We start from the raw sequence: 16,675 nt of genomic DNA, 5'->3' as shown, positions 1-16,675 counted from the left end.
CCGAGCCCCCGGGCGAGGCCGCGTATCGAGACCCCCGCACCACACCCTCAGTCCGGCAACATCGGCGCGTCGTCGCCGTGGTGGCGGCCGACGAGCACGGCCCGGGTCACCGCATCCCTGCCGAAACGGTTGCGCAGTGCGTCCATCGCGATGTCGAGGTCGGCGGCATGGTCGGACTCGAATGGCAGACTCAGCTGGACGCTGTCGTGGTCGTCGAGGTTGGTCAGCGACAACCCGATCAGCGTGCACCCGCGCTGCCGGATCAGCGGCATCGCGTCGTCGAGCAGACCGCGCGCGACGGCCATGATGATGTCGGTGCGATCGGTGCATTCCAGGAACGACCGCGATCGTGTGGCACGACCGAAATCGTCGAACCGCAGCCGCAGCACCACGGTTCGGCAGACCCGATCCGCGCCGCGCAGCCGTTTGCCCAGACGTTCGACGATCGCGACGAGCGTGGCCTCGATGTCGGCCTCGTTCTTCGGTCGACGCCCCAGCGCACGCTGGGAACCGATCGACCGGCGCCGACGTCCCGTCTCCACGCGCCGCGGGTCACGCGCCATCGACAAGGCATACAGATGCCGGCCGGCGCCCCGGCCGAGCAGGCCACACAGGCCGTGCTCACCGAACGCGGCGAGATCGCCCACCGTACGGATGCCTGCGTCGGCGAGTTTGCCCTCGGTGACGGCGCCGACACCCCACAGCCGCCGCACCGGCAGGGGATGTAGGAACTCGAGTTCGGTGCCCGGCGCCACCTCCAGCAACCCGTCGGGCTTGGCGACTGCGCTGGCCACCTTGGCCAGGAACTTCGTGCAGGCCAGCCCGACGGTGATCGGCAGACCGACCTCAGTGGCAACCCGGCTGCGCAGCGCAGCGGCGATCTGCACCGGGGTACCGCTGATCCGCCGCAGGCCGCCGACGTCCATGAATGCCTCGTCGACGGAGATGCCTTCGACGACGGGAGTGATGTCGTCGAAGATCTCGAACACCGCGCGGCTGGCCTCGGAGTATGCGTCGAATCGCGGGCGCACCTCGATCGCGTCGGGACACAGTGCCCGGGCGTCCCGACCAGACATCGGCGTCCGCACCCCGTACGCCTTCGCCTCGTAGCTGGCCGCCAGCACCACCCCACCGCCGACGATCACCGGACGTCCCCGCAGGCGGGGATCGTCACGCTGCTCAACCGAGGCATAGAAGGAATCCAGATCGGCATGCAGGATCGTGGCCTCCGACCGGTCCTTACGCTCGATACGCATAGAACATATGTTCGCATGGCGGTCTGACAAGTACGGTCGGAGTATGAACGAGCACACACACGGCGACATGGACGGCGCAGCGGAATGGGACCAGCGGTACAGCAGCGCCGACCGCCTGTGGACCGCCGACGTCAATCCCGCCCTGATCACGGAGATCGCCGACGTTGAGCCGGGCACCGCGCTCGACGTCGGCTCGGGTGAGGGCGCCGACGCACGCTGGCTGGCCGACCGCGGCTGGCAGGTCACCGCCGTCGACATCTCCCAGGTGGCCATCGACCGCGCCCGTGAAACCGACACCCGGGAGGCGATCACCTGGTTGCGCGCCGATCTCACCGTCGACGAGATCCCCGGCCGCGACTTCGGCCTGGTGTCGCTGCACTATTTCCCGCTCGCCCGCACCGACGAGACCTCGATCCGCAGGATCATCGAGGCGGTCGGGCCCGGTGGTCGACTGCTGATGGTCTCCCACGAGGCCGAGGGCATCCGCGCGCACGGCCGCAACCCCGACGACTACTTCCAGCCCGCCGACGTCGCCGCCCTGCTCGCAGACGGCTGGACGATACTCACCGACGAGACGCGGGAACGCGGCGTGGCCGCCGGCGGTGGAGCGCACACCCACGATGTGGTGCTACACGCCCGACGTGCCGAATAGTTCCCGTCGAGTGGGCGCCGTTTCCCGTCGACTGGGCGCAGCGTCCGCGGAATCTAGACGCCGTACCGCTTGTCCAGCAACCGAATTCGACCACCCACCACAGCCCGATCCGGGTGCCCGGCCGGCAACCGGTGCTCGAGTCGACGCCATGCGACCAGGTCGTCCCGACCATGGGTCGACGACGTCCACTTGCGCAACGTGGTGACCTCCCCCTGCGCGATGAGCCGGGAACGCAGATCCTCACGCAGTTCCTCGAAGAGCTCCACGACACCCGGCGCCGACGATTCGGCGAGCAATCCGCCGCGACCGAGCAGGTCGATGACCCCGCCGAGGTCGCTACCGGCCGCGATACGGTCACGGACCTCGGAGACGTCGGAGGTCAGTTCGACGGTCAGCCGGTAGGGCCGCGACGCCACCACGTCGGTACCCAGATCCCTACGCAGGCGGGAGATCTCGGCCCGCACGGTGACCGGGTCCACCCCGTCCTCGGCGAGCAGCAGCGCGAGTTGTTCGGTGTTGAGCCCTTCCGGGTAAGCCTGCAGGAGCAGCAGGATCTCGGCGTGACGCCGCGACAGGCTGCGCTCGCCCCCGCTCGCCCGCCACATGTAGCCGCCCGCGCCGAGCACCGACAGCCGAGCCCCGCCCGGCGCCGGCGAGAACGTGGTCGGATCAGCGAGGTCGACTGCACGGGATTGCATTTCGCGCTCCACAGCGGCCACCACCGAACGTACCGCGGCCAGCGCGAACGGTGCCGCCACCTCACGTCCGCCGGTCACGTCGATGACACCGATGACGTGGCCGGTGATGGGATCGTGCACCGGCGCGGCGGCACAACTCCATTGCTGGACGGGCCCGGCGAAGTGTTCTGGACCCACCACCTGCACCCCGCGGTCCACCGCCAGCGCCAACCCCGGAGCGTTGGTGCCGACCACTTCCTCGCTCCACAGCGAGCCCTCGACGAAATTGATGTCGGCAGCCCGGTCGCGCGCGTCGGTGGCACCCTCCACCCACAGCAGTCGCCCGGCCTGGTCGGTCAGCGCCACCACCACCCCGGTGTCGGCGATGTCGTCGAGCATCAGCGACTGCACCAGCGGACGCACCGCGGTGATCGGGTGCGCGGCGCGATACTCGGCGAATTCTGCGGCACTCATCGCCGCGGTGTCGTCGTCGGGGACCGCCTCCCCGGGATTCACGCCCCGACTGACCGAACGCGCCCAGGAGTCCCGCACCAACGAACGTACCGAGTCGTCGGCGGGGGCGATGCCGGACAGGAAGTCCTCATACGCCCTGCGGACACGGGAGGACGCCGAGACAGGATCGCTCATCAGCCCTCCGTAATCGGTCTCATCTGCTCCGATCGTGCCGCCCGGAGTGGTGGGGGCAACACGACCCCCGTCCCGCAAGCCTAGCGTGACGCACGTCGCACTAAGAGAATCGTGCGGCAAACTGTCCCGGGGTCATCCCGGTGACGGTGCGGAAGTCACGCACCAGGTGCGCTTCGTCGGCGTAGCCCAGCTCGGCCGCGATCACCGCGAGGGTGGTGTCGGCGCCGCGCAGCCGCTCGGCCGCTTCCTGCAGCCGCCGCCGCTGGATCAGCCACTTCGGGGTCAGCCCGAGTCGCCGTCGGGTCAGTCGCTGCAGGCTGCGTTCGGTGACGTGGAAGCGGTCGCATATCTGGGTCACCGACGTCACCGACGAGTCACCCTCGACAAACTCGACGATCGCATTGATCAGCAGCCCGTCGTCGTCGACCGGCGCGAACCCACGAATCCACGCCTCCACCAGGTCGGTCGCCTCGTGTTGACGGTCTGGGTCACGCGGGCCCGGCGCCATCACCGCCCGCACGTCGGCGGTGAGCCTCGCTCCGGCCGCGCCGGCGGGTTCGGACAGATCGCCGAATCGGTCGGTCCAGTCCGACACCGCGCCGCCGGTGATCAGTCCCCCGGCGGCCGGGGTCAGCATCGTCCCGATCGCCCAGCCCTCACCCGTGAGCACCGTCTCCGACAACCCGGTCACGACGCCGTAGAACCGCGAGTATTCCGCGGTCACCACCACCAGACACACCGGATACTGCAACACCCGCTGCGGAGCCTCCGCACCCGGCGGGACCGACCAGATCGGCACCCAGAACCGCCTGATCAGGTCGGCGACATCGGGTGCAGGCGCCCAGCGGCCGATCGCGAACGACGTGTCGCCGGGGTCGACGAGGTGGGCACGTTCCACCTCGTCGATACGGGTGCCTGCGGGCTGCCCCGAACTGTCGGATTTCATCAATTCTCGCCCCGGTCGGTCTGGTTACCGTTCCATCATGACCACTTCATCGCACACTGCACAGGATTCCGGCACCGACCTCGGTGCCCGCTACCGCCAACTCGCCGACGGTTTCGCCGCCGTCGTGGCCTCGGTGCCCGCCGACGCATGGTCCGCCGACTCGCCGTGCGACGGCTGGACCGCCCGCGACGTCGTCGCCCATGTCATCGACACCCAACGCCAGTTCTTCGACGGCCACGGGATCGACCTCGGCGCGCGCCCGGATCTCGACGACCCGGTGACCGCCTGGCAAACTCATGCCGACCGGGTTTCGGAGGCCCTCACCGACCCCGCCGTCGGCGACCGATCCTTCGACGGCCACTTCGGACCCACCACCATCGGCGAAACACTGATGCGTTTCTACGGATTCGACATGGTGGCCCATCGCTGGGATGTGGGCAGCGCCGCCGGCCTCGACGTGCGGTTCAGCGACGACGAAATGACCCTGATGGAGACCGCCGCAGCCGGATTCGGCCCGGCTCTGTACGGCGACGGCGTCTGCAAGCCCGGCGTCGAGGTGGCGCCGGATGCCGACCGGCAGACACGGTTGCTGGCAACGTTGGGGCGACAAGCCTGACCCGCGCTACGGAATCCACCCATTGCGGCGCGGATACCGGGCGCGCAGGAAGCTGTAGAGGTAGGTGCTGAGCAGCAGCACCGTTCCGGTGATGACCGCCGGCCAAAGGAACTGGTTGTTCATGCTGTCGCGCACGGCGGCCACCGCCCACCCGATCGCGAGCAACACCAGCGCGATTGTGGCCAGCATGCGCACGACGAGCACGACGGTGGTCAGCACCGCCCACACCGCTTCACGCCCCCGGTCGGCCATGGCGCCAGGGTAACGGGCCTGCGAACAGATCTCTGTGCGGCCGCCTCGGTTGCCCGACTCCTCGACGCCGGGTCGGCCGGTGGCGGACAATGGCGTCATGAAGACCATCCTCAACGTGATCTGGCTCCTGCTGTGCGGCGTGTGGATGGCGATCGGGTATGCGGTGGCCGGGATCATCTGTTGCATCCTGATCATCACCATCCCGTTCGGCATCGCCTCGTTCCGGATGGCCAATTACGCCCTGTGGCCGTTCGGCCGCACCGTGGTCCGCAAACCCACCGCGGGCGCGATGTCGCTGATCGGCAACATCATCTGGCTGATCGTGGCCGGCATCTGGCTGGCCATCGGCCATATCGTGACCGGCCTGGCGATGTGCCTGACGATCATCGGCATCCCGCTGGGTATCGCGAGTTTCAAGATGGTGCCGGTGTCGCTGCTGCCGCTGGGCGCCAAGATCGTCTCCACCGACAGCGACGTCGTCACCGGCGCAGCGCCCGGGCAGCGCCCGGCGTACTGATCTGACGGCGATGACCACCCCGCACGGCTCTGCGGCAGGTCACACGCCACTGCACCCATCCGATCGTGTCCCGGTACCGAACACCGGGCATGAGCAGAACGCCGTTCGGATCAGTGGCCGTGGTCGGCAGCGGTGTGGCAGGACTGACCGCCGCACACCTGTTGGCCGACCGCCACACCGTGACCCTCTTCGAAGCCGACAATCGCCTGGGTGGTCACGCGCACACACACGACGTGACGATGCCCGACGGGCAAGTGGTGCCGGTCGACACCGGGTTCATCGTGCACAACGACCGCACCTATCCAACCCTGCTGCGGGTGTTCGACGATCTCGATGTCGCGACCCAGGACACCGACATGTCGATGTCGGTGTCCTTGACGCTCACCGGACTCGAGTACGCCGGGGCATTGGGCGTGGGTGGCCTGTTCCCCACCGCACGCAACCTCACCCGCGGCCGCTACCTGATGATGCTCGGCGAGGTCACCCGCTTCCACCGCAGTGCCCGACGGCTTCTCGACACCCCGGATTCCGACGAGCCGCTGTCGGAGTTCGTGGCTCGCGAACGCTTCTCCCGCTACTTCGTCGACAACTTCCTCGTCCCGTTGGTGGCCGCCGTGTGGTCGTGTGACGCCGACCTGGCCGCAGAGTACCCGGCCCGCTACCTGTTCACCTTTCTCGAGCACCACGGGATGCTCTCGGTGTTCGGCTCACCCACCTGGCGCACGGTGGTGGGTGGTTCGGCCAGTTACGTGGCGAAGATCGCCGATCGGATCGACGCGACCGGCGGCATGGTGCGCCGGAGCACTCCGGTGCGTGCGGTAGAGACCATCGACGATGCGGTGCAGATCAGCACCGATGCCGGCCCCGAGCGGTTCGATGCGGCGGTCGTCGCCACGCATCCGCACCAGGCGCTGAGCATGCTGACCCGACCCACCGCCGCGCAACAACGTGCACTCGGCGCCATCGGGTATTCGATGAAGCGCGCGGTCCTGCACAGCGACACCACCCTGCTACCGCGGGCGCGCCGTGCGTGGGCATCGTGGAACTACCAGATCCGCTCGGACGGTTCCGATGTCGCCGTCACCTATGACCTGACCCGTCTCATGCGTCTGTCCGCGCAGCAGCCCCGCATGCTGGTTACCATGGGCCGCACCGACCTCGTCGACGAGTCCACCGTGATCGACGAGATGAGCTACGAACACCCCGTGTACACCACCGAATCCGTTGCCGCACAGGCTCTGTTGCCGGATGCGAATACCGACCGCATCGCGTTCGCCGGCGCTTACCACGGCTGGGGATTCCACGAGGACGGGGCGGTGTCCGGGCTGCGTGCCGCACAACACCTCGGCGCGATGCGGCCGGCCGGCGAGCCCGAGGTGTCGGTATGACCGGCAACCGTTTGGCGCCGATCTCCGTCGTTGGCCCACGTCGGTGGTCGAGTAGTTCCCGAGCCGCTAGGCGAGGGGGCGTATCGAGACCACGTGAGGAGACCACGTCTTCCCTCGTGGGACCCTTCGTGACGGCCCTCCGCACGCTCCGGGCCTCCTCAGGGAGCAGCGGCATCAGCTTGGTCCGTGAGGAGCGAGCTTGCGAGCGTCACCTGGTCCCTGAGGAGCGAGCTTGCGAGCGTCACGAAGGGCCACCCACCCCGGCGATCGTCCACACCCGCATCCGCCACGCCCGCACATCGCCGATCCGGCACGCGTTCACCCACCGCAGCGTCGCGTGGCTGATCGATGTCGACCACCCACCCATCACCGGAAAATGGTTGCGGCCCTTCGCACATTTCCGTGCCGCCGACCACTTCGGGCAACCCACTCACCCCGGCGACACGCTGCGCTCCCGCCTCCACCACCAACTCGCGACCGCCGGCCTCGCACCGCCCTCCGGTCGGGTGGTGGCGCTGCTGTCCCCGCGGGTGGCCGGTCACGTCTTCAACCCACTCAGCGTGTACTGGTGCCACAATCGAGACGGCACGCTCGACCGTGTGGTGGCCGAGGTGCACAACACCTACGGCGAGCGGCACTGCTACGTGGTGACCCCGGATTCCCACGGAGATGCGTTGGTACCCAAGGAGTTCTACGTCTCTCCGTTCAACGACGTGGACGGCACCTACCGGCTCCATGTCCCGCCGCCGCGCGCCGACGGTCGGGTCGCGGTGTCGGTGACACTGCACCGCGACGGCCAGGACCCGTTCACCGCATCGGTCACCGGGCGTGCCCGACCGGCCACCACCGCCGAAATCATCCGCACCCAACTGCGCGCGCCGCTCGCTCCTGTGCTCGTGTCGGCACGCATCCGAATCCACGGAATTCGACTGTGGCTTCGCCGACTCCCGGTCATCCCACGCCCTGCACACCCCGACTCCATGACCGTCTCCGCATGCCCCGCATCCGGCACTCCCGTCTCGCGAAAGGACGACGATGAACGCTCCGCTTCGTGATCTCTCCGGCGACTCAGCCGACCACACCCAGGCCGCAACCGTCGCCGACGACGCCGCCTCCGATCTGACGCCCGCCGAGGCCGCACGCTGGCCCGATGTCGCGCAGCCGCCACGAGGCCGTACCACCGCGATCCGCAGCGCCGCAGCGGCCCGCCTGTTCCGGCATGCCGTCCGTGGCGTGGATGTTCGGGTGGAGATGCCCGACGGCACCGTGCTCGGTGACCACGGCGATCGGGTGTTGCCGCGGATGATCATCCGCCGTCCGACGGAGTTCGCGCGGCGGGTCGGTACCGGCGGGCTGATCGGCTTCGGCGAGTCGTATATGGCCGGCGACTGGACGACCGACGACCTCGTCGGCGTGCTGACCCCGTTCGCCACCCGGGTGGCGCGGCTGGTGCCGCGACCTCTGCAGACACTACGGTCGGTCGTGCTGCCGAAACATCCAGAGTCAGAGGAGAACTCGACCAAGAACACGCGCCGCAACATCGCGCGTCACTACGATCTGTCCAACGATCTGTTCGCACTGTTCCTCGATGACACGATGACCTACTCGAGCGCATTGTTCGCCGACCTCGAACGTGGCACACGTCCACCGTGGTCGGATCTGGAATCCGCGCAACACCGCAAGATAGACCGGTTGCTGGATGCCGCGGGTGTGGGCCCGGGCACCCGGGTGCTCGAGATCGGCACCGGGTGGGGTGAATTGTGCCTGCGAGCCGCCGCCCGCGGCGCCACGGTCCGGTCGGTCACCTTGTCGTCGGAGCAGCAGTCCCTCGCCCGGGAGCGGGTGGCCGGCGCCGGGCTGGCCGATCGCGTCCAGATCGACCTCTGCGACTACCGCGCGGTCCGGGGCGAGTACGACGCGGTGGTGTCGGTGGAGATGATCGAGGCCGTCGGTGAGAAGTACTGGCCGACCTATTTCCAGACGATCGACCGGGTGCTGGCGCCGGGCGGACGGGTCGCCATCCAGGCGATCACCATGCCGCACGACCGGATGGTCGCCTCCCGCAGCACCTACACCTGGGTGCACAAGTACATCTTTCCCGGCGGCCAGTTGACCTCGCTGAGGGCTCTCGACGCGGTGACCCGTCGCCGCACCTCGCTGCGTCTGATCGAAGGTGAGGCAATGGGAGCCCACTACGCCGAGACGTTGCGCCTGTGGCGCGAACGCTTCACCGCCCGTCGCGATGAGGTCGCCGCCCTCGGCTTCGACGCGACGTTCCGCCGCATGTGGGAGTTCTATCTGGCGTACTCGGAAGCCGGTTTCCGCGCCGGCTATCTCGATGTACACCAGCTGGTGTTCGCCCGCGAAGCGGTCGAGGACCCGCGATGATCGCCGACACATCCCCGTGGGCGGCCTTCGGAATCCTCACCGCGGCAGCGCTGATGTTCCTGCTGGTCTTGCACGCCGTCACGATGGCGATCGGCCATCGCATCGGCCGCTACAACGTGGTGGACGTGTCGTGGGGCCTCGGCTTCGTCGGGATCTCCTGGCTGGCGCTGATCCTCGGCCCCGGCGACGCGACTCGCCGGTGGCTGCTCGCGGCGTTGGTGACCGTGTGGGGCCTGCGGCTGAGTTGGCACATGTACCAGAAGTCGGCCGGCAAGGGTGAAGATCCTCGCTACACCGAGATGCTGGAACGCTCCGGCGGTACCGAGATCGGCATTGTGGCCCGCAAGATCTTTGCCACGCAGGGGATCTCGCAGTGGTTCGTGTCGCTGCCGATCCAGGTGTCGGCGGTGGTCGACGCCACCGCAGGCGTCTGGACGATTGTGCTGGTGGCTGGGGTCGTCCTGTGGCTGTTGGGTTTCACGTTCGAGGCAGTCGGCGACGCCCAGCTGAGGCGGTTCAAGGCCGACCCGGCGAACAAAGGAAAGATCATGGACCGCGGCCTGTGGTCGTGGACACGGCATCCCAACTATTTCGGCGACTCCAGTGTCTGGTGGGGTGTGTGGCTGATCGCCGCGAGCAGTTGGCCCGGCGTACTGACGGTGCTGTCGCCGGTTGCGATGACGTATTTCCTCGTCTTCGCCACGGGAGCCCGGCTGCTCGAAGAATCGATGAGCAAGCGACCGGGCTATCCCGAGTACCAGCAGCGCACGTCCTACTTCCTGCCCCGCCCGCCGCGGGCAGGGTCGGAGTCGACACCATGACCGTGCTCGCCCCCGGCGGGTCGGCGCCCGTTCGGGTATCCACCGGGAAGTCGTTGAGGGTCGGCCGCCCGCCTACTAGGCTGATCGTCGATGACGACCGAGTGTGCGCGGTGACCGCAGATCCCGCATCCGACGTAGCCGTACTGCCGGCCCTGCTCGATCGGATCGCGACTGGCGACTCCGAGGCCTTCGCACGCTTCTACGACCTCACCTGCGACCGCGTGTACGGCATGGTGTTGCGCGTCCTACGTGACCCCGGGTTCAGCGAGGAGACCACCCAAGAGGTGTTCTTGCAAGTGTGGCGTTCGGCGCGGTCGTTTGATCCCAACGCCGGATCGGCACTGTCCTGGCTGATCACCCTCGCCCACCGTCGTGCCGTCGACCGGGTGCGCTCGGAATCGGCGGCCAGCCGACGTGACGTCAACTACGGGCTGGCGGGCATCCCGTCGACCTTCGACGAGGTCACCGAGGCCGTCGAATCCCGGGAGGTCACCCGTGAGGTACTCGGCTGTCTGCAGACCCTGACCGAGGTGCAGCGTCAGTCGGTGGACCTCGCCTACTACCACGGCCTGTCGTATCGAGAGGTCGCCGAACGGCTCTCCGTAGCGCTGCCGACCATCAAGTCGCGTATCCGCGACGGCCTCAAGCGGCTACGACAGTGTCTGGGGGATCGTGATGCGTGACGACGAACTCCTCGACCTGGCTCCCGCAGTGGGCCTCGATGCGGTGGAATCGGCCGAACTCGACGATCTGCATCGCAGACTGGATGCCGAGGCACCCGAGGTCCGCGCGGCGTTCGACCGGCAGGTGGCCGCCACCCGAGAAGCAATGGCCGGCATCAGCCACGTCACCGCGACCGCTCCCCCGGAGACACTGCGCGAGCGGGTCCTCGCGGCCGCGCGAGCCGAGGCCGAGCGCGTGACCACCGGCCCGGAGGTGACCCCGCTGCGGGCTGCGCCCGCCCCCGCCGGCGAGCTTCACGCTGAGCGGCCCGGCGCATCGGTCACCCCGCTGCATCGCCGGCGTCGGTTGATGTACGCCGCCGCCGCTGCCGTGGTGGCGGTCGCCGTCGGCGCCGTCGGCTGGGTGATCGGCGTCGCCACGACCGACACCACCTCACCACCCACCGCCGAGCAGGTGTTCGCAGCCAAGGACGTGCGCACCTCATCCGGCGATGTGGCCAGCGGCCGCGCGACCGTCACCTACTCGCCGACCGCCGACGCAGGGGTGCTGGTGATGAACGATGTGCCGCCGCCTGCGCCGGGCACGGTCTACCAGATGTGGCTGGTCGGACCGACCGGCGAGACGTCGGCGGGCACGATGACCGACGAGGACGTCGCGCCCTCGACCACCGCGGTCATCAAGGATCTCGGCGATGCCACCGCGCTGGCCTTCACCGTCGAGCCGCCCGGCGGTTCGACGCAGCCGTCCGGCCCGTTCGTGGCCGAGTTGCCCCTGACGTAGACCGTCACCACGTGTGCTCCGTGATCCGACGATGCGCGCGAGTCAGGCTGGGCAGTGCGGCCAAGACCGACCGCGAACGCCGGTCACCGAGCTCGTGCAGAACGAAAAAGCGCGACTGGTGTGGGAAACGACGTCCGGCGGTAGCTTGGATGCGGCGGATGCATTGCGTCAAATGGACGTATAGCCCGACGTCGCAGGTTATTTCACAAACCGTCACGCATCCATCGGCCCGCGCAGCGGATGCGCCCGGAAGAAATCCCAGATGATCGCGGTGGCGCTGATCGACTGGGTTATCGGGCCGGTGATCTGCGTGGGCACGAGAGCCGGGTCGCCGCCCGGCCAGGTGTGGCCGCCGCCATAGATGGTGTAGAGCTCGACCGAACTGTCGGGTGCACATGCATACGACGTTCGCGCAACATCATGCGTGATCTGCTTCGTGGTCGGGGTGGATGCGCAGCCGTTGCGTCGCGCCCAGGCAGCGGTTTGGGCCGGGATGCTTGCCGCGTTGGGGACCAGTTGTGGATGTTTGTCCTCCCGCATCTGCCGGCCGATGGTTCGTAGTGTTCCGTCCGACGCCGGCAGCTGCATGCCACGGGACCCGGTTCCGCCTGTGTAGGAGAGGATCTCGTCACCTGTACCGTGGAAGGCGACGACCGGAACGTCCCGGGCGGGCCGGCACCACGTGAAGTCCTGGAGACCCGACACTGGCGCGACGGCAGCGAATCGGTCGGCGAGTTGGCAGGCGACCGACGAAGTGGTGAAGGCGCCCATCGACAGTCCGGTCATGTACACCCGGCGTTTGTCGATGCACAGCGTCTGCTCGACGTGGGTCAGCATCTCGGACAAGAACGCGATGTCTGCACTGTTCTTGCGGTAGTCCCACTTCGGCGGCAGGACATGAGTTTCCGGCACTATCACCGCGAATCCGTGCCGTGCCCCGTACGCGCCCATCCCGCTCCACGCGTTCTGCATGATGCCGGGCTGCAGGTAGCCGTGGACGTCGAACACCACGGGCATGGGTGTTCGTGCCGCGACGTGGGGAACCTCTTGGAGATAGTCTCCCGATCTGCCGGCGGCCGAGAAGGCGTGGACGGACGTCCCCGCCGGGGCGGCGGTTCGGCACCCAGACGATGGTACCGGGGCGTCGGTACTGGTGCGGACGGCCGGAGTTGCAGATGCGGACGCATGCGTCGTCATCACCGCCACGACCACCGCGAAGAGCACGCTTGCGACGCGTACTACCGAGTACGTGAACATCGTCGGCCTCCTGTGATTTCCCTTGTGCACCGCACTAATCGGAGAGCATTCCGCCGAGCAGCCGGTCGGCCATGGCGAGTAGTCGATCGGCCATCGCCTCCGGGTCGAGAGGATCGTCGCTCTCGTCGAGCCATTGCGTGAAAACCGAAAAGCATCCACCGACGACGAATGTGGCGTCGTCGCCGCTCGCGAGCGCGAGGTGTCCGCCGGGACGATCCCGCAGGGCGGCCACCGCCGCGAGCACGGCCTGCTTCGCCGGGTAGGCGCACGGGCCGGTGCCGACGGCACGGTAGAACTGCCAGTAGCGCGCGAGGTGACATGTCGCCAGCAGGGTCATCGCACGCCAGTCCTGATCGTCGCAGTCAATCAACTGCGGGAACACCTCCCGCTCGATCAGGTCGACGCCGGCAGCGACGATCAGCGCATCCCGGTCGGTGAAATGCGAATACACGGCTTGTCGGCTGAGGTCGGCAGTCTCGGCCAGCTCGGTCAGTGACACCGCCGTCGTCCCCCGCTCCGACACCACCCGCACCGCAGCGTCGAACAACGCGGCACGGGAACGACGGACACGGCGATCAACCGTGGAATCGACTGTGACCTGCCCCCGCATGTCAGTGACAGTAGATCCGGGCCACATCAATTGCAACTGTTAACTAATTGACAGTTGTCATTCTTTGGGCCCGGTATCTCACCGCCAACAATCCTTCTTCTTCCGCACAGCACCGCCACTAAAAGCTCAACGGTGTACCGTCGCGCGGTCGAGGTCGGCTCGATCGGCGCGGTGGCGGCCCACCTGCGTCCCCGCATCATCGGGGCCATCGAGAGCAGCTCGAACTGGTCGGATCATGAGGAACGCGCGGCTACCTGCTGATCGTCGGCGACCCGGGCCGGCGCCGGCCCGGGTCCATGCTCGGCGCCACCCGCTCCGCACGGTGCCGGCTGAGCGCGGTGGCAGATGGGTGACGCCGAGCTCGCACCCGAGCCGGCATTGCTGTCACGTCGACCCGGGCGCACCCTACCCGTGTGAGTTACTGGGTCGGTACGACCTCACCGTTGACGGTGACCTCGACGGTGTCGGTCGCCGAATCCCAGGTGATCTTGCCGTGCTCGAAGGTGGATTCCTTGACTCCGGCGTTGTCGGTTTCGTCGCTGGTCGCGGTGCCCAACGGTCCGCTGGACCCGCCCTCACCGTCAGGGGACGGCATGCCCGCGTCGTCGCGCTTGACGTTCCAGGCGTCGCGGATCTTGCCCCAGGTGATGTACGCGGGTGTGCCTTCGTCGTCGTTCGCGGCGGTGATGACTCCACCATCGAACTGCTGGAACACCACGCCGTTATCACTGCTGCCCGACGCGTCTTCGCCGGTCAGCGGTGCGCCGAGATCCTGCTTCTGCTGCTCGGTGGCGGACTGGTACTTGGCCGCGATCGGTCCGGTCAGCGTGACGGTCGAACCATCTGCGGCGGTGAGGTCTACGCTTCCCGACTCGGCACCGCTTGCTTCGGCTGCTCCGCCGGCCGCACCGGAAACGTCACTGGCCGCGCCGGCCACCACCGACGACGCCGCATCGGTCACATCACCGGCGTCGGTGTCGTCGCTGCAACCTGCCACGATCAGGGTGGCCGCCGCGAGCGCCGCAGTCACACCGGTCGCGCGTCGAACGATCTGCTTCATGATTTCCTTTCGGTTTTCGGAAGCATTCCGAAAAGACACACGTAGTTTGCGCGTCCCGCCCGGCAGCCTATCCAGACGCGAGCGAAGATATGGGGATTACCACGCATCGTTTCCCAATTTCCGCAGTCCATTGAGACAATGTGCCCCCCAGACGACGTCTGCCAGACGAGATGCGGACGGTCACAGTCTATTTGCATTCACACACAAATGTCCGGTTCGCTGACTTCAGCCAACTCCACGACCGTCCGAGTACGCTGCGCGGATTGAATTCAATGATCTGGCGTCTTAAACCTGCTAGTGTCCCGCGTCGGAAATTCGTTTCATAAGTTCGGCGGTCCAGGTGGATGCATCGCGAGGCGGCGGAGGAGCAGGTACTGGATGTACCTGCGACGACGCCAACGAGGCGAGGCGACGCCTGGGCGTCGAAATCATCAACGAATTTCCGACGCGGGACACTAGCTGGTCAGCGCGCACCCAACAAGCGGCTGACGCCCACTCGACTACGAATCCGGCAGCAACGCGCGGATCGTCTCGACTGTGTCTGCCTCGTCGACAGTCTTGTCGGGCCGATAGCGCACGACTCGCGCGAATCTCAGTGCCACACCACCGGGATAGCGTGAACTGCGTTGGACGCCATCGAGTTCGATCTCCACCACGATCTCGGGCCGCAGGTAGACGGTGTACGAGTCTCGATGACTCTCGTGCTTCGGGAATTCGTCGGTCTGCCACTGCAGCAGCTTGTCGGTGAGGCCCTTGAAGGTCTTGCCGACCATGATCGGCGGGCCGCCGTCCGGGTCGCGTGCACCGAGGTGCAGGTTCGACAAGAAGCCGGTGCGACGCCCCGATCCCCACTCCGCGCCGAGCACCACCAGGTCGAAGGTGTGCACGGGTTTCACCTTCTGCCAGGCCTTCCCGCGTCTCCCCGCCGCATACGGTCCGGCGAGCGATTTCACCATCACGCCTTCATGGCCTGCGGCGAGCGCCGCGTCCAGGTGGCTCTGCGCCTCCTCGACGGTGGGGTTGACCACCGACGGGATGCGCAGGTCCGCCGCGAGTGCGGTCAAGGCATCGAGTCGTTCGGTCAGTGGCCGGTCGATCAGATCGATCCCGTCGAGGTGCAGACAGTCGAAGAAGAACGGGCGCAGCAGCGCAGCCGGATCGTCGTCGGCCACTCCGGCCGACCCGAAACGACTCATGGTGTCCTGGAAGGGACGCGGACGTCCGTCGGCGTCCAGGGTGAGCGTCTCACCGTCGAGGATGACTGCGTTGCAAGGCAACTGGCGCGCCACCTCAACGATGTCGGGGACCGCGGAGGTGATGTCACGCAGGCTACGGGTGTAGACCGACACCTCGTCCCCGCGACGATGCACCTGCACCCGCGCCCCGTCGAGTTTGAAGTCCACCACCACATCAGGGCCCAGCGTGACGACGGCGTCGGCCAGCGAATCGGCCGGTGTCGCCAGCATCGGCGCCACCGCCCGCCCTACCTGCAAGCCCACGGCCGCGAGCGCATCGGCTCCGCCGTGCACGGCAAGTGAAGCGGTCTCCGGCAGTGAACCGGTCAGCATGTGGGCGCGACGCACAAGGTCGAGCGGCTGCCCCGAGGCCGACGCGATCGCATCGACCATCACGCCGGCCAACGCACCCTGTCGGAGTTCACCGGTCATCAGTCGACGCAAGAAACCCTGCTCGGCTTCGGTGGCGGCACCGAACATTTCGATCAGCAAGTCCTTGCGGAGCGTCGCCGACCCCGGACCGTGCGCTCCGGCCAGCCGATCGAATACCTCGTCGACACCGTCAACAGTCAGCGTGGGTTCACCGGCAGGCGCCCCGCCCATCGACGACAGGGAACGCCAGCCCACTCCGAGACGCCCCTGTCCGATGACCCCGGACAACCACGCGACCACGGTGGGGATCTCGTCGGCGGTGGCCTCGTCGAGCAGCGCCCCGAGTTCGGCGGTCTTGGTCTTGCGTGACCGCGTCGCGGCGACCGCTGCCGACGTCTCGACCACCCGCGCGAGTTTCATGGTCGTGCTGTCCCACCGTCGATCAGGTCCGCGTCACCATCGGCTAATCGACCCACGGTGCCACGATACCGGTTGGCACCGCGTCAACGGCCTCCG

17 protein-coding genes are annotated in these 16,675 nt (G+C 67.6%); 9 read left to right on the top strand and 8 right to left on the bottom strand.

Going from position 1 to position 16,675, the window contains the following annotated elements; genetic code table 11:
* Positions 1-47: 47 nt before the first annotated feature.
* Entirely contained in the window at positions 48-1,256 is a 1,209-nt protein-coding gene (gene dinB / locus OSB52_RS20210; RefSeq protein WP_266063311.1) for a DNA polymerase IV, read from the bottom strand.
* A gap of 43 nt (positions 1,257-1,299) precedes the next feature.
* Between dinB and OSB52_RS20205 the strand changes: the two genes are divergently transcribed.
* Positions 1,300-1,908, top strand: coding sequence for a class I SAM-dependent methyltransferase (locus OSB52_RS20205; protein WP_266063310.1), 609 nt, complete (start codon positions 1,300-1,302; stop codon positions 1,906-1,908).
* 53 nt (positions 1,909-1,961) lie between these two features.
* On the opposite strand, the gene OSB52_RS20200 is transcribed toward OSB52_RS20205, so the two are convergent.
* Both OSB52_RS20200 and OSB52_RS20195 read right to left on the bottom strand, forming a co-directional pair.
* On the bottom strand, positions 1,962-3,233 hold the full coding sequence (locus OSB52_RS20200; protein ID WP_266063309.1) for a GAF domain-containing protein: 1,272 nt from the start codon (positions 3,231-3,233) through the stop codon (positions 1,962-1,964).
* Positions 3,234-3,333: 100 nt separating this feature from the next.
* Entirely contained in the window at positions 3,334-4,179 is an 846-nt protein-coding gene (locus OSB52_RS20195; RefSeq protein ID WP_266063308.1) for a helix-turn-helix domain-containing protein, read from the bottom strand.
* A 37-nt stretch (positions 4,180-4,216) separates the two neighbouring features.
* Here OSB52_RS20195 and OSB52_RS20190 point away from each other — a divergent pair, with 37 nt between their 5' ends.
* Complete coding sequence (locus tag OSB52_RS20190; protein WP_266063307.1) at positions 4,217-4,795, top strand: TIGR03086 family metal-binding protein; 579 nt, start codon at positions 4,217-4,219, stop codon at positions 4,793-4,795.
* Between the two features lie 6 nt (positions 4,796-4,801).
* Here OSB52_RS20190 and OSB52_RS20185 read toward each other — a convergent pair whose 3' ends face one another.
* On the bottom strand, positions 4,802-5,047 hold the full coding sequence (locus OSB52_RS20185) for a hypothetical protein (RefSeq protein ID WP_235721993.1): 246 nt from the start codon (positions 5,045-5,047) through the stop codon (positions 4,802-4,804).
* A 97-nt stretch (positions 5,048-5,144) separates the two neighbouring features.
* On the opposite strand from OSB52_RS20185, the gene OSB52_RS20180 reads away from it, so the two are divergent.
* From OSB52_RS20180 to OSB52_RS20150, 7 genes are all read left to right on the top strand, one after another.
* The gene (locus OSB52_RS20180) at positions 5,145-5,564 is read left to right on the top strand and encodes a YccF domain-containing protein (RefSeq protein WP_235721667.1); all 420 of its coding nucleotides are present in this window, start codon (positions 5,145-5,147) and stop codon (positions 5,562-5,564) included.
* An 89-nt stretch (positions 5,565-5,653) separates the two neighbouring features.
* Entirely contained in the window at positions 5,654-6,952 is a 1,299-nt protein-coding gene (locus OSB52_RS20175; protein WP_266063306.1) for an NAD(P)/FAD-dependent oxidoreductase, read from the top strand.
* Between the two features lie 212 nt (positions 6,953-7,164).
* On the top strand, positions 7,165-8,007 hold the full coding sequence (locus tag OSB52_RS20170) for a DUF1365 domain-containing protein (protein ID WP_266063314.1): 843 nt from the start codon (positions 7,165-7,167) through the stop codon (positions 8,005-8,007).
* Entirely contained in the window at positions 7,988-9,340 is a 1,353-nt protein-coding gene (locus OSB52_RS20165) for a class I SAM-dependent methyltransferase (protein WP_266063305.1), read from the top strand. The genes OSB52_RS20170 and OSB52_RS20165 overlap by 20 nt, the downstream gene beginning before the upstream one ends.
* Entirely contained in the window at positions 9,337-10,161 is an 825-nt protein-coding gene (locus OSB52_RS20160) for a DUF1295 domain-containing protein (RefSeq protein ID WP_266063304.1), read from the top strand. The genes OSB52_RS20165 and OSB52_RS20160 overlap by 4 nt, the downstream gene beginning before the upstream one ends.
* A complete protein-coding gene (sigK, locus tag OSB52_RS20155) occupies positions 10,158-10,844 on the top strand; it encodes an ECF RNA polymerase sigma factor SigK (RefSeq protein WP_268899804.1) in 687 nt (228 codons plus the stop codon). The genes OSB52_RS20160 and sigK overlap by 4 nt, the downstream gene beginning before the upstream one ends.
* A complete protein-coding gene (locus tag OSB52_RS20150; protein ID WP_266063303.1) occupies positions 10,837-11,625 on the top strand; it encodes an anti-sigma factor in 789 nt (262 codons plus the stop codon). Before sigK ends, OSB52_RS20150 begins: the two co-directional genes overlap by 8 nt.
* 213 nt (positions 11,626-11,838) lie before the next feature.
* On the opposite strand, the gene OSB52_RS20145 is transcribed toward OSB52_RS20150, so the two are convergent.
* From OSB52_RS20145 to OSB52_RS20130, 4 genes are all read right to left on the bottom strand, one after another.
* Positions 11,839-12,642 (bottom strand): CE1 family esterase, encoded by an 804-nt coding sequence (locus OSB52_RS20145; RefSeq protein ID WP_372512456.1) that lies wholly within the window; start codon positions 12,640-12,642, stop codon positions 11,839-11,841.
* A gap of 274 nt (positions 12,643-12,916) precedes the next feature.
* Positions 12,917-13,492: a TetR/AcrR family transcriptional regulator gene (locus OSB52_RS20140; RefSeq protein WP_266063302.1), complete on the bottom strand. Its 576-nt coding sequence runs from the start codon at positions 13,490-13,492 to the stop codon at positions 12,917-12,919.
* Between the two features lie 418 nt (positions 13,493-13,910).
* Positions 13,911-14,552 carry an LGFP repeat-containing protein gene (locus OSB52_RS20135; RefSeq protein WP_235721660.1) on the bottom strand — a complete coding sequence of 214 codons (642 nt, stop codon included), beginning with the start codon at positions 14,550-14,552 and terminating at the stop codon, positions 13,911-13,913.
* 500 nt (positions 14,553-15,052) lie between these two features.
* Positions 15,053-16,579, bottom strand: a complete 1,527-nt coding sequence (locus tag OSB52_RS20130; RefSeq protein WP_266063301.1) for an ATP-dependent DNA ligase — start codon at positions 16,577-16,579, stop codon at positions 15,053-15,055.
* Positions 16,580-16,675: the final 96 nt, after the last annotated feature.

The organism is Gordonia aquimaris (assembly GCF_026262595.1).
Lineage (GTDB): Bacteria > Actinomycetota > Actinomycetes > Mycobacteriales > Mycobacteriaceae > Gordonia > Gordonia tangerina.
The sequence above is the reverse complement of the archived record's forward strand: the minus strand, read 5'-3'. Positions and strand labels throughout refer to the sequence as shown.